The 13,072-nt window shown below is 45.2% G+C and carries 9 protein-coding genes; 5 read left to right on the forward strand and 4 right to left on the reverse strand.

Annotation, left to right across the window (positions count from 1 at the left end):
* Nucleotides 1–325 precede the first annotated feature (325 nt).
* From R7Z77_RS22910 to R7Z77_RS22925, 4 genes are all read left to right on the forward strand, one after another.
* The gene (locus R7Z77_RS22910; RefSeq protein WP_005375168.1) at nt 326–916 is read left to right on the forward strand and encodes a calcium-binding protein; all 591 of its coding nucleotides are present in this window, start codon (nt 326–328) and stop codon (nt 914–916) included.
* A 152-nt stretch (nt 917–1,068) separates the two neighbouring features.
* Nucleotides 1,069–2,787, forward strand: coding sequence for a type I secretion system permease/ATPase (locus tag R7Z77_RS22915; RefSeq protein WP_005383908.1), 1,719 nt, complete (start codon nt 1,069–1,071; stop codon nt 2,785–2,787).
* On the forward strand, nt 2,762–4,102 hold the full coding sequence (locus tag R7Z77_RS22920; protein WP_005383906.1) for an HlyD family type I secretion periplasmic adaptor subunit: 1,341 nt from the start codon (nt 2,762–2,764) through the stop codon (nt 4,100–4,102). The genes R7Z77_RS22915 and R7Z77_RS22920 overlap by 26 nt, the downstream gene beginning before the upstream one ends.
* Before the next feature lie 95 nt (nt 4,103–4,197).
* Entirely contained in the window at nt 4,198–5,046 is an 849-nt protein-coding gene (locus tag R7Z77_RS22925; protein WP_005375171.1) for a mechanosensitive ion channel family protein, read from the forward strand.
* A 95-nt stretch (nt 5,047–5,141) separates the two neighbouring features.
* Here the strand turns inward: R7Z77_RS22925 and fhuB are convergent, their stop codons facing one another.
* Genes fhuB through R7Z77_RS22945 form a run of 4 tightly spaced genes read right to left on the reverse strand, consistent with a single transcriptional unit; the run spans nt 5,142 to nt 10,965 of the window.
* On the reverse strand, nt 5,142–7,109 hold the full coding sequence (gene fhuB, locus R7Z77_RS22930) for a Fe(3+)-hydroxamate ABC transporter permease FhuB (protein ID WP_047103935.1): 1,968 nt from the start codon (nt 7,107–7,109) through the stop codon (nt 5,142–5,144).
* The gene (locus tag R7Z77_RS22935) at nt 7,106–8,035 is read right to left on the reverse strand and encodes an iron-siderophore ABC transporter substrate-binding protein (RefSeq protein WP_005375173.1); all 930 of its coding nucleotides are present in this window, start codon (nt 8,033–8,035) and stop codon (nt 7,106–7,108) included. The genes fhuB and R7Z77_RS22935 overlap by 4 nt, the downstream gene beginning before the upstream one ends.
* The gene (locus R7Z77_RS22940) at nt 8,026–8,811 is read right to left on the reverse strand and encodes an ABC transporter ATP-binding protein (RefSeq protein ID WP_213967607.1); all 786 of its coding nucleotides are present in this window, start codon (nt 8,809–8,811) and stop codon (nt 8,026–8,028) included. Before R7Z77_RS22940 ends, R7Z77_RS22935 begins: the two co-directional genes overlap by 10 nt.
* A 51-nt stretch (nt 8,812–8,862) precedes the next feature.
* Nucleotides 8,863–10,965, reverse strand: coding sequence for a TonB-dependent siderophore receptor (locus tag R7Z77_RS22945; RefSeq protein ID WP_169644577.1), 2,103 nt, complete (start codon nt 10,963–10,965; stop codon nt 8,863–8,865).
* A gap of 145 nt (nt 10,966–11,110) precedes the next feature.
* On the opposite strand from R7Z77_RS22945, the gene R7Z77_RS22950 reads away from it, so the two are divergent.
* Nucleotides 11,111–12,964, forward strand: a complete 1,854-nt coding sequence (locus R7Z77_RS22950) for an ABC transporter ATP-binding protein (RefSeq protein ID WP_042521744.1) — start codon at nt 11,111–11,113, stop codon at nt 12,962–12,964.
* Nucleotides 12,965–13,072: the final 108 nt, after the last annotated feature.

Here is a 13,072-nt window from a genome sequence, read left to right on the forward strand (position 1 = left end):
GGCTACGACGATTGATGGGCGTAACCGCTCAGATCGTAGCTTCTTGATTTAGTTCCATCGAATTACGCAACAAAGCCGTACGCAAGCTACAAGTTGGGCTAAGAGAAACCTGTAGTACTAGTATTAACTTGCTGTAATAAAAAGAAAATACTCTATAAAGTACTAAATTTTATATTTATTATTAAAATGTCAGTCTGAAATATCATGCCATATTCAAACTTATTCCTATTCAGTTGACTATTAGACTTCTCATGTCGTGACGAATCTAGTCAGACGTGGAACAGACAGAAGGTCTATTCAATTAATAAGCTAAGAGGGAATAAAAATGAGCGCAAGTGACAATGACACGTATTTAGGCGATGCAGGTGTAAATAACCAATTTGCTGATTTCGATGGCGGCGATGATTTGTTTATCGGTTTTGGTGGTAATGACTCGTTTGTTGGCGGTGGCGGTAATGATTATGTGATCGGCGGCGACGGCGACGATCGCCTAACTGGTGGTGCTGGAGATGACATCCTTAGGGCTGGTACAGGAAACGACTACCTCGGCGGTGGTACCGGTAATGACTTGCTGTTGGGTTTGCTGGGTGACAATAAATTAAATGGTGGTGTCGGTGAAGATATTCTTGTTGCTGGTTCTGGTGACAACGTTTTAGTTGGCGGCAGCAATGGCGATAAGTTTGTGTTCACGGATAAGTTTGGTGGCCATGGCGAAGCCAAAGTTGTTGATTTCACCATTGGTGAAGACTCTTTGCACATCATTAGCGACTCTGTCACTGACTTTGGTGATTTAAGCTTTAGCTACGATGCAGTTGGGAATGCAGTGTTTACCGATGGGGCTGATCTAACAGTGAAACTTATTGGCGTGACTGAAACTGACATCAACACCTATGGTGCAGATCTGTTCGTAATCTAAACGACTGAAAATAACTCTGGATGGGAATTAGTTTGCGTGGCTCTGCCATGCTGAGGTGCACTAATCGGACACTCTAGAGCGATTTGAGGTTACCTTAAGCTAGGCGCTAGTATTTCTGGCGCCTACAATTTTCACGTTAAACGGAAGTAGTCGTGCAAAAAACGGTTTTCAAAGAAGTGAAACAAAAACTATGCACGCTTGCGGGCTTGCTGATCGTTTTTAGCCTTTTTATCAACTTATTGGTTCTCTCGATTCCGCTGTACATGCTTCAAGTGTACAACCGAGTGATATCCTCCTACTCAACCGATACTTTATTCTTGCTCACTGTCATCGTAATTGTCGCGCTGTTAACCATGTCTATCATCGACATTGCACGAGCACAAATGAGTAAATCTTTTGGTTATTGGATGGACACAAAACTCTCCGCTTTCATGCTCAAGCGCACGATTCAATATCAATCACATACTGGGAAGAGTTATACCTCGCAAACTCTGAGAGACATTCAGAACATCAAAAGCTTTTTGAGCAGTCAAGCACCTTATCCACTGTTGGATGCGCCCTGGACACCGCTGTTTATTTTATTTGTGTATTTATTGCACCCGATACTAGGTCACATCGCGTTACTTGGATCTATCGTATTGTTTAGCCTAGGTCTACTCAATGAGCTGATGACGCGTAAAACAATGCAAGAGAGCGAAGTCAGAGCGATTTCTCATATCAACAACGCTGAATTAGCCACGCAAAACTCCAATTCAATTCTCGCAATGGGGATGATGAATGCATTTTTAGAGAAGTGGCAGTCGCGCGTGAGTGAAGTGAATGTGCTTGAAGAGCGAGTTGCAGGTAAGTCCATCTACATGGCTAACTTTTCTAAGTTTGTGCGTGGATCACTACAGATATTTTTGCTGGGAGGTGGTGCATGGTTAGTAATCCAACATGAAATCACGGCAGGGGCGATGATCGCGAGCTCCATATTAATGAGTCGGGCATTATCGCCGATGGAGCAGGCGATAGGCACGTGGCGAAGCGCGATGTCTGCTAAAGGCGCCTATAAAAGGTTGAAAGAAATCGATGCGATCGTACGCCAAGATGAATCAGATATGCCACTGCCTAAACCAAAAGGACACTATGAGCTTACCGGACTGGCCTATCGCCATCCTGGAGCAACCGAACCAGTGCTCTCATCGATCAGCTTATCGATTCCTTCGGGTGTTGCTGTTGGGGTGATTGGCCCTTCTGGTACGGGTAAATCGACGTTTGCTCGGCTGTTATTAGGTACGGTTAAGCCATTAGCGGGTAAAGTGACTCTTGATGGAATGGAAGTCTCCGTATGGGCATCTGAAGATCGCGGCGTGCATTTTGGGTATCTCGCTCAAGAGGTGGAGTTATTTCCTGGCACAATTCGAGAGAACATCGCGCGCTTTAAAGAAGAAGACCCGGCTAAAGTCATCAAGGCGGCGCAACTAGCAGGATGTCATGAATTAATACTCAAGAAAAACAAAGGCTATGATTGCATTATTGGTGAAAATGGCCGTGGTTTATCTGGGGGGGAAAGGCAGAGAATCGCTCTTGCAAGAGCCGTTTATGGCGACCCATCTATTGTGATTTTCGATGAAGCGAATGCCAACCTCGATGGTGAGGGAGAGGCTGCGTATCAACGTTTGATTGCCCATTTAAAAGCACAGAGTACAACGATTATCGTCATTGCCCACAATCCGAGTACGTTACGACAAATGGATAGGCTGTTGTATTTGGCTGACGGCCGAGTCAAGTTATACGGCGCTAAAGATGAAGTATTAAAACGTTTGATGGGCGAAGAAAGAACAGATATCCCAAGGGTAAGAAATGAGCAATCAACTGCCAACCGTTAATCAGAGTTCTACCGAGATCGTATACCGTTTTAGCCCCAAAGCGAGACTAAGCTTTCGAAAACCAATTTTACTTGGTGTGGTGACCTTAAGTGTTTTTCTTGGAGGCCTTGGCTACTGGGCTGCAACAGCCAAATTAGAAAGTGCAGCGATTGCTTATGGTGATTTGTCAGTTCTCACTAAGCGACAAGAAATTCAGCATTTAGAAGGCGGTATTATTGAAAAGCTATATGTACAGGAAGGGGATTTAGTCGAAAAAGGTCAGTTATTAATTCAACTTTCTAAGCGTCAAGCTATGGCTAAGTTGGACTCGTTAAGTGGTCGTTTTATCCATACTCTAGCAAAGGAAAACCGTTTAAGTGCGGAGCTTGATGAGCTTCCAACGATTGTATGGTCTGATGATCTTGAAAGCATTCCCCGTGTCGATATCGTACAAGAAGCACAACTGGTTCAAAACAAGATCTTTGAAGCGAGAAAGCGATTCTTTGATAGTAAACTGAGTATCATTGAGCAGAGTATTTCTGGAGCAAATTTAGAGCTTGAAAACCTTCAGCAAACCAAAGTGATTGAGACGGAACGGCTCAACTTTATTGCTGAAGAAATAGACAGCAACCAAGCCTTGGTGCAAAAAGGTTTCTCGGGAAAATCTACTTTACTTCAACTCAAGCGCTTAGCAGCGGAGGTGAGAAGTACCTTAAGCCAGTTAGATAGGCAGTCGCTCACCGTTAGAAAAAGGTTAGATGAGAACCTAGCGCAAATTGAAGAGTTGAAGCTTGAAAGGCTGAATGAGATTGTCGAGGAACTACGAAATACCAAAACGGAAATTGTCGCAATTCGGGAAGAATATCGCTCCGCTCAAGATATTGTCGCAAGAACAACGATCAACGCACCTATTTCTGGTCGCGTAGTCAACATGCAAGTGTTTACCGAAAAAGGTGTGATTGGCTCGGGTGAAACGTTACTAGAACTGGTCCCGCAAGACGATAAGTTGTTAGTCGAGGCTCGTGTTAATCCTCAGGATATTGATTTAGTGAATCCAGGCCAGCAAGCGCATGTTCGTCTGACCGCTCTGAATGCACGAACGTTGGCACCTTTAGACGGTACTGTGCTGACGATTTCTGCCGATAAGCTCTCGCAAGAAAACCAAGAAGATTTTTATCTCGCTAGAATTGCAATTTCACCGGAAGATGTGACAAAACATCGTTTAACCTCAGGCATGAATGCCGAAGTGCTTATTTTATCTGAGCCACGAACGCCATTGAGCTACCTAATAAAGCCAATTACAGAAAGCATGAATCGCGCCTTCAGAGAGGAGTAATTTCAAAAAGACTTGAGTGAGCACGGACAACAGACAAAATAATTTGTTATCGTTAGCTGTTACTGGGCCGTATTTTTATTCGAGGGAGCCGTGGAATGGAGAAAGTGCAGTTAGTTGTCGATTTTCTTCTCACTCATAAATTGATTTTTACCGCACTGATCTTTGCGATTATGTGGTTAATTCGTCGTGCAATTTTATCGATGATTCGTGGTGATCACGCTTTTCTCTCAGAAGATCAGCGTAGTTGGATGTCCAGAACTAAAAATGGCACCTTTGCTGTTACATTACTGATTTTATTTATTTTATGGCAATCAGAAATTAACGAGTTTGCTCTGAGTGTAACGGCGATTGCCGTTGCCATTGTAGTGGCATCCAAAGAAATCATTTTGTGTTTTACGGGTTCGATTCAAAGAGCAAGTTCACGTTCTTTTCGCGTTGGGGACTGGATTGAGGTCGGGAAGTTATGCGGTGAAGTGATTGAGCACAATATGATGGCGACGGTGATTCAAGAGATCGACCTGCATCATGGGCAATATCATTACACCGGCAAAACAGCGACATTGCCTAATAGTATGTTCTTTACCTATCCAGTAAAGAACCTCAACTTCATGAAGCGGTACGTTTATCACAACTTTTCTGTAGTGGTGAAAGACTTCGTCAATTTGTATCCACTGCTACCGATTTTAACTGATAAAATTGAAGAACATTGCAGTTACTTTGCTGATGTTGCACATCGTTACAATGCGATGATTGAAAAACATGCCGGTGTTGACCTTCCTGGTTCTGAGCCACATATGCATATTTCTAGCAACATTAATGGTGAACAAATTCTGCACGTGATGATTTTCTGCCCAACCGATAAAGCGAACCACTTAGAGCACTTAATTCGTAAGGACTTTATGGAACTTTATGAGCAACGTTTTCCTGTAGTGCGAGAAGAATAGAGCATCGTACTTCGCCTTTAATTTCAAACCCCGCTATCAAAATAGCGGGGTTTGTTTTTCTTAGCGTATTTTTAGGCTGTAACAATATTCCCAACTTAGCTGAATTTACTCTTCAGCATTAAAAATAGGAAGTAAGTGCTGCCTATAATAGCGACCAACGTGCCAGCTGCGACCTGACTTGGATAAATAGCGATTTGTCCTAGCCAATCTGCCCACAACATTAGGGTTGCGCCAATTAAGGCACCGACACACAGTTGCTCTTTCACTTTTCTTGCTCCTAACATCATCGCCATATGGGGAGCGACCAAGCCAACAAAAGATATTGGACCAACTGTAGCCGTAGAAAAGGCGCATAACAAAGCAACGATGGTGAGCATAAGCGTATTGGCTACGGTAGGGTTAAGCCCTCGTGCATTTGAGAATTGTCGCCCGATGGAAATTAGTGTTAGCCAACGAGAAATCGAGAATACAGCGGCAAGCAGAACTATTATGGCCAAACATAACATCAGTGCGGTGTCGGCTGTGACTCGATAAATTGAACCAGTTAACCACAATAAAATTTTGTAACTGTCACCAGAACCTTGAGCTAGCGAAAATTGAACAAGAGCTTCTAGTAGTGCCGTTAGTGCGATTCCGGACAACACGAAGTTAGATGGATTAAAATGGCTTCGTTTACCGATAATCAGCAATAACATCAATACGGACATACTTCCGAAAAAAGCGATACCCCAGCTAAATGCGGAGAGAAGCGACCCAGCGATGACTCCTGTCGTAATAATGGCAAACGTGGCTCCGGAAGACACACCGAGAATATCGGGACTTGCCAGAGGGTTATAAACAATGCGTTGCAAAATGATTCCGGCAACGGATAGCGCAATACCGACAGAAAGTGCGGTTAACATTCGCGGCCAACGCAATTGCCATTGGAACTCACCTGGCACAGACCATTGAATTCCGTTTATACCATGGGTAACGAATGAGTAAGCTAGAATCCCAACCAGACTGAATAGCGCAATGCTGCATACCGCGCGTTTAGAAAGCGCCGTTTTTCCTTGGCTCATTGAAAGGTTAAGTTGATCGGTTGCCGTCAGCTTTTTACGAGTAAACCAAATTAAAGCGGGAGCGCCAATAGCTGCAGCCGCTACGCCGCTAGGAATGGTTTCCTCTAACCATAAGCTCAGCGAGATAGCGGCAGAGTCTGTGATGATTAGTAGCATTGCGCCCAAAAGCATGCTGCTGATCAATTCGTCGCGCGGTGTTCTTGCCCCCATCGCTCTGGCAATATTGGGTGTCAGTAATCCGATGAAGCTGATAATGCCAACTGCGGTGATTGAGGCAGATACTAGCCAAATACCCATCACCATTAACGCACCAAACGCGGGTAATACCGCTAAGCCTCGGGCTGCTGCGCCTTCTTGTCCTAGTTTCATTAAGGTCAGAATACGTGGTGCGACGATCAAAATTACGATTGCGATAGCGCAGCGAGGCAATAACCACTCAAACCAATCCCAGCTGTATTGAGAAAGGTCTCCGGCTCCCCACATAAAAATATTCTGTGCGAACTGGGCGTTTAAAATAATAATGGCTGTGGCGATAGAACCAAGCAAGATATTGATAACCATCCCCGAAACGACCAACGGCAAACCTGTCATATTACGCACGCCTGCAATTGATACGATCAGGCCAAACGCCACTAAAGCCCCCACCATTGCGGCTAATGCAGAGTAATCGGCTACCCAATCGACGAACCAAATGTTTACCACGACTAATGCAAGCCAAGCACCAGAAGAGGTGCCAAGAGTCAACGGCGAGGTGAGGTTATTCTGCGTTAATTGCTGCATTAAGCTGCCGGTGAGACCAAGCATGGCACCAACAAGCAGGGTCATACTTAACCTAGGAAGCTGCGCTTGCGTAAAGAATACGTCACGAAACTCGGTTGCTACCTCTGGTTTTGTTAATAATTGCCATTGTTCGAAAAGTGATAAATTAGTATCAATTTGTAGGCTAAAGACGCTAAGTAACGTAATCAGCGCCAGATAACCAATATAATGTTTCGTTCTCATTGTTCTGGTGCCAACTCTATTAGACTGTCGGTAATCGCTTCAGCGGTGTATTGCAAAGACATGGCACCGCCATACGCCCACACTGCTCTGACTGAATTTACCCGCTGCTTTTTCACAAACGGCATCGCTTGCCAAAGTGGCGACTCTTTCAGTTTTCGTTCTTCTGGGAAAGGTTGTACGTAGAGAACGTAGCTGTTTTGAAGGCTCTGAAGCCGATTGATTCGATCTTGCTTTACTCCCCACGCACGTGGGTCCTCTTTAATTGGAGCCTGTAATCCCAGTTTTCTAACCACGTAGTCAGTGGTGGAGTTTTCGGTTGCAAGTAATACAGTATTCGGGGTTGAAAATCGCATCACAAGAACGCTGAGTGGAGCAGAGTAATAGTGGCGAATTCGCTGGCGCATCTGCGCAAATGAAGCATCTAATTCTGCCAGTTTCTGTTCAGCAAGTGCCTCTTTATTGAATAGCTTGCTGAGCGTACGAAAGTGACGAATGGCCGTTTCAGCTGCGGCCTCATTTTCAGAAAAATTAGGTAAATAGATTACCGGAGCAATTTGTTTGAGTAACGGAATCAAGTCTTGCTGTGGAGACGCAGCAAGGATGACATCTGGTTTCAAACTGGCTATTTTTTCTAAGTTGGGTTCTGCTCGGGTTCCAATATCTTCAATTGACTCTGGTGCAGTTGGATTGACGACCCATTGGCGGTAGCCTGGTAAATTTGGGGCTGCGATTGGTTCTACGTTTAGCGCCAAAACTTGTTCTAAGATGTCCCAGTTTAAGGCTACAACGCGTTGAGGCGCTTGCTCAAAACTATGCTCGCCATATTCATCGGTAACGGTGATGACTGCATGTGCATTGGTCATAAAAAATGCGAGGAGAAAAGCAGATTGTGTAACCACAGTACGTAAACGAGCTATTATGCGCATACAACAGCCACCTTTTGGCTCGCTAATGTGTTAGCCGGGCTTGGGTGTTCAATCAGCTTAATTGGTGACTCATATAGTTTAGAAAGGCGTGCCTCGTCTAACAACATGTCGGCGTTGCCTTCAAAGGCAATCTTACCTTTTTTGAGCGCAACAATGTGGGTGGCGTAGCGCAGTGCTAAGTTCAGATCGTGCAGGATCACGATAATGCCTACATTCTCGGTTCGATTCAGTTCTGCCAGCAGCGCCATTAGTTGAAACTGATGGTGAACATCGAGCGCCGAGGTTGGCTCATCGAGAATTAAAATTGGCGATTGTTGAGCCAGTAGCATAGACACCCAAGCACGTTGGCGCTCGCCGCCCGATAAGTCATCCGCCAAAGCTTCAGCAAAAGGTGTAACCCCTGTTCGTTCCATAGCCTGCGTGATGATCTGTTTGTCTTCAGCTTTCCAACGACCAAGTGCCCCACGCCACGGAAAGCGACCTAAGCGCACTAGCTCTTCTACCGTTAAACCAGCCGAAGAGGGCAGCTTTTGTGGCAAATAGGCGATCTGTTTTGCCAACTCTTTGGTTTTGAGTGATGAAAGGGAAGTATCGTTTAGTGTTACCGTGCCTTTATCTGGTGGCATTTGACCAGAAAGCAGGTTCACCAGTGTCGACTTACCTGAACCGTTATGGCCTAAAACGACCGTTAGCTCATTTGTTGGGATGTTAAGTTGTTCGATGCCGAGGATCTGACGTCCACCTCGCACGATCTCAATATTAGACAGTTGAAACATGGATGGCTCTTAGGAGAAAACTCCCCTCAATAGAGGGGAGTAGAAGTACAATTACCAGCGGTAGTTTGCGTTTAGCATAACAGAGCGAGACTGGCCGTAGTAACACCAGTAATCGCAACCTGAAACAAACTCTTTATCTAGGATGTTGTTCACGTTTAGCTGTGCTTGCCACTGTGAAGTGATGTCGTAAGTGACTGACGCATCCCAAAGAGTGACAGAAGGAACCGTTAGGTTCGAGCTCTTAGGGTTATCTTTTGACTCACCTACGTAGCGCACACCAGTACCGATATTGAGGCCTGGAATCAGGCTGTAGGCGCTGTAGTCTACCCATGCAGACGCTTGATGCTCAGGAATAAGTGCGGCTTGTTTTTTACCTTGGCCAAAGCTCTCATCTGTTTTCGCTTTAGTGTAGGTGTAGCTTGCCATCAGTTTTAGATCGTCGGTTAGCTGCGCCGTGCTTTCTAGCTCAATACCTTGAGATGTCACTTCACCTGTTTGTGTCGCAATCCATGTTGATGGGTTAGTGACCAACGCGTTCTTTTGCGTGATGTCGAACCATGCAAGGTTGATAAAGCCATCCATAAAGCTTGGCTCATACTTTACACCCACTTCTACTTGCTCGCCTTCCAGCGGTTTGTAAAGTTCATTGGTTGCCGCATCAATAGTGCTGATCACTTCAAACGACTGAGAGTAGTTTGCGTAAGGTGACAGGCCATTGTTTGCAAGGTACATCACACCCGCACTTAGAGAGAGCTGACCATCATCACGAGATTCACTTTGATCAACGGTAGCGCCTTTGCCAGAGTTTTCTGTTTTCACCCAGTCGTAACGAGCACCTATGTTACCAATCCACTGTTCATGCAGTTTCAATTGGTATTGTGAATAGAGACTTGCTTGAGATTTCTCAATCTCACGTTTCACGTTGTTGGCAGGATCAAGAGGGGTGAAGTTGCCGTAAACTGGGTTCCACGGGTTGATAGTGCCAAATGCATAGTTGTCTTGCTCGTCGCCATCGGTTTTGTGGAATTGCAGATCCATACCGATAAGCACTGTGTGCTCTGCGTTGTCTGTCATCCAGTTGCCGACAGCATTGTTATCGAACGTGATGCTCTGGTTTTTTCCGTCACGGAATACGATGCCTTGCGTTAACTCTTCTTTCGCTGGATCGTTGTTTGAGAACGCGTAAGAGCTGCGCAAGTACAACTCATTCGAACCGTAATTGAGGTTTTGCGAGAGTGACCACATGTCATTGATGTCGTGCTCTAGTAAGTAACCTAGAGAAAACTGCGTGCGTTCGTATTTATCGTAGTTTGGCTGACCAAGGTTAGTCGAAGGATCGATTTTGCCAAAGTTAGAACCAATCAGAGTACCTGCTGCCGGGAAGAATGGGTTAGTTGGTACACCGTCATCATGAAGGTAAGTTGCCAAAACGGTCAGCATTGTACGGTCAGAAATGTCGAACTCGACACTTGGCGCTAGGTAGAAACGCTCGTTATTTGTGCCGTCCAGTTCACCATCTTGGCTTGTCATCAAGCCAACCAAACGATAGCGCACAGTGCCTGCGTCGTTTGCTTCGTTAGCAATGTCAAAACCTACGGATTGGTGTTGATTGTTGCCAACTTCGACTTTTACTTCGCCTTGAGGCGTAAACGTTGGTTTTTTCTGAACAGCATTCACGATACCGCCTGGTGCCGATTCACCAAACAGAATAGCCGATGGACCTTTAACGACTTCTACACTTTCTAGGCCGTAAGGTTCGACCAACCATGTGTAGTAACCATCGCGGAATAGGCGGTTGCCGTTTAGGTAAGTCGCTGCATCAAATCCACGAACTTTGAACCAATCAGTGTCGTTGTCTGCGCCATAAGGCTGAGCGGTTACACCAGACGTGTAGCGTAATGCTTCATCTAGCTTTTTCGGTGCACGAACACGAAGTTCATCTTCAGAAATGATAGATACGCTGCGCGGCGTTTCTGCTGCCGGGGTTTCTACTTTAAGTGCTTGCGCGGTGACCGTTATGGTCTCCATGGCAATCACGTCATCTTGTACGACGTCTTCTTGAGCTTGTGCTGTGAATGCAACCACTGCTGTAGGTGCTAAAGCACAAACCAACGCGTTGCGGATAGCGATGGTCAGTGAGTTATTCTTTTGCATAAATCTATTCCCGATAATTATGATTAACGCTAAGCTTAATTGTAATTATTATCATTTGAGCTTTTGTTTCGGTATTTTACTGACTTTTGTATCAAAAGATAGTAAAACGTTCGCAAATTCATTCGCGGTACCTAAAGTCATTGTTATGTTCAATTGGTTTGAAAAGCTGACCCAACCCTTTCCCCAGATGGAAACCGAAAAGCCACCGAAGACGCTATTTGGCTTTTGTCGTTTTTACACTCGTGGCTTTGAAGCCCCTTTACTCGTTATGGCTGTGTTCAGTGCGCTTATTGCCATTACTGAGGTGACGCTGTTGCGTTATATGGGCGAGCTCGTCGATATTCTCTCTAATCAAGATCGCGCAACATTCTGGCAAGACCAGGGTGATCGCATGCTAATGATGCTGTTCTTAGTGGCGGTTGTGATGCCAGCTCTCGGTTTTGTCCACTCAATGGTGATGCACCAAACGTTATTGGGTAACTACCCGATGTCTATCCGTTGGTTGATTCACCGTTACTTGCTAAAACAAGCGGTTGGATTTTTCCAGCGTGACTTTGCAGGCCGAGTTGCGACCAAAGTGATGCAAAGTGCGTTAGCGGTACGAGAAACGGTCATGAAGCTGGTGGATGTACTGGTTTATATCAGCGTTTATTTTCTTTCGATGCTCTGGATGATGGGCGAAGCTGATGGTTTGCTAATGTTGCCTATTGTGATTTGGATAGGAATGTACGCGGTTATCCAGTTCTACTTTATCCCTAAAATGAAACAAGTAGCGACGGAGCAAGCGGATGCTCGTTCTGTAATGACTGGGCGCATTGTCGATTCTTACACCAACATATCTACCGTAAAGCTATTCGCGCACTCGCAACGAGAGTTGGAATACGCAGAAAGCAGCATGAAGCAATTTTTGGTGACGGTTTACCGCCAAATGCGCATGGTGACTTGTTTACTGTTTAGTGTGGATGCCATCAACTATTTGCTGCTGATGTCTATTAGTGCCATTTCGGTTTATCTATGGCTAGATCACGCTGTAACAATTGGTGCTATTGCGATTGCCATCAGTATTGCGTTGCGCGTACAAGGTATGTCGAAGTGGATCATGTGGGAAGTTAGCGCACTGTTTGAAAACATCGGTACAGTAGTAGACGGTATTAATACGATTTCAAACGATGTTGAAGTGAAAGACGTACCAAATGCTAAGCCTTTGCAAATCTCTCAAGGTGAGATCTGCTTTGATCACGTAGGTTTTAACTACAGTGATGAGAAGGCAGTATTTGAGAACTTGAATCTGACTATCAAACCGGGCGAAAAAGTCGGCATTGTCGGTCGCTCTGGGGCAGGTAAATCCACGTTGGTCAACTTGTTGCTGCGCTTTTACGACGTAAATAGCGGTAAGATTTGTATTGATGGACAGGACATTTCTCAAGTTGAACAAGAGTCGCTTCGCCAACACATCGGTATGATCACGCAAGACACCTCTTTGCTACATCGCTCAATTAAAGAGAACATTCTTTACGGTGATCCAGATGCTTCAATGGATGCCGTTATCGCAGCTGCTGAGAAAGCACATGCTCATGATTTCATTCAATCTCTACGAGACGAGCAAGGTAACGTTGGTTATGACGTTGAAGTGGGTGAACGCGGTGTGAAGCTGTCTGGTGGTCAGCGTCAACGTGTGGCGATTGCTCGCGTTCTGCTGAAAAACGCGCCAATTTTGATCATGGATGAAGCAACGTCTGCACTTGATTCAGAAGTAGAATCGGCAATTCAAGAAAACCTTGAAGTTCTGATGGAAGGAAAAACAGTGATTGCGATTGCTCACCGTTTATCAACGATTGCCGCGATGGATCGTTTGATTGTAATGGATGACGGCAAAATCATTGAGCAAGGCTCGCATTACGAGCTGCTGCAATTGGGTGGTGTTTACGCTCAGTTGTGGAAGCATCAAACCGGCGGTTTTTTGTCTGAGCAAGGTGATGCTCAACTGCAAGTCATCTAATATGACGCTACACGAAAGAGGAGCAAATGCTCTAATGCCGATCAGTTAAGACTTTAATCGGCAGATCAGTTGAATGATCCTACCAACATGTAACAATCCGATAGACCC

The sequence above is a fragment of the Vibrio sp. 1401 genome, assembly GCF_033340295.1.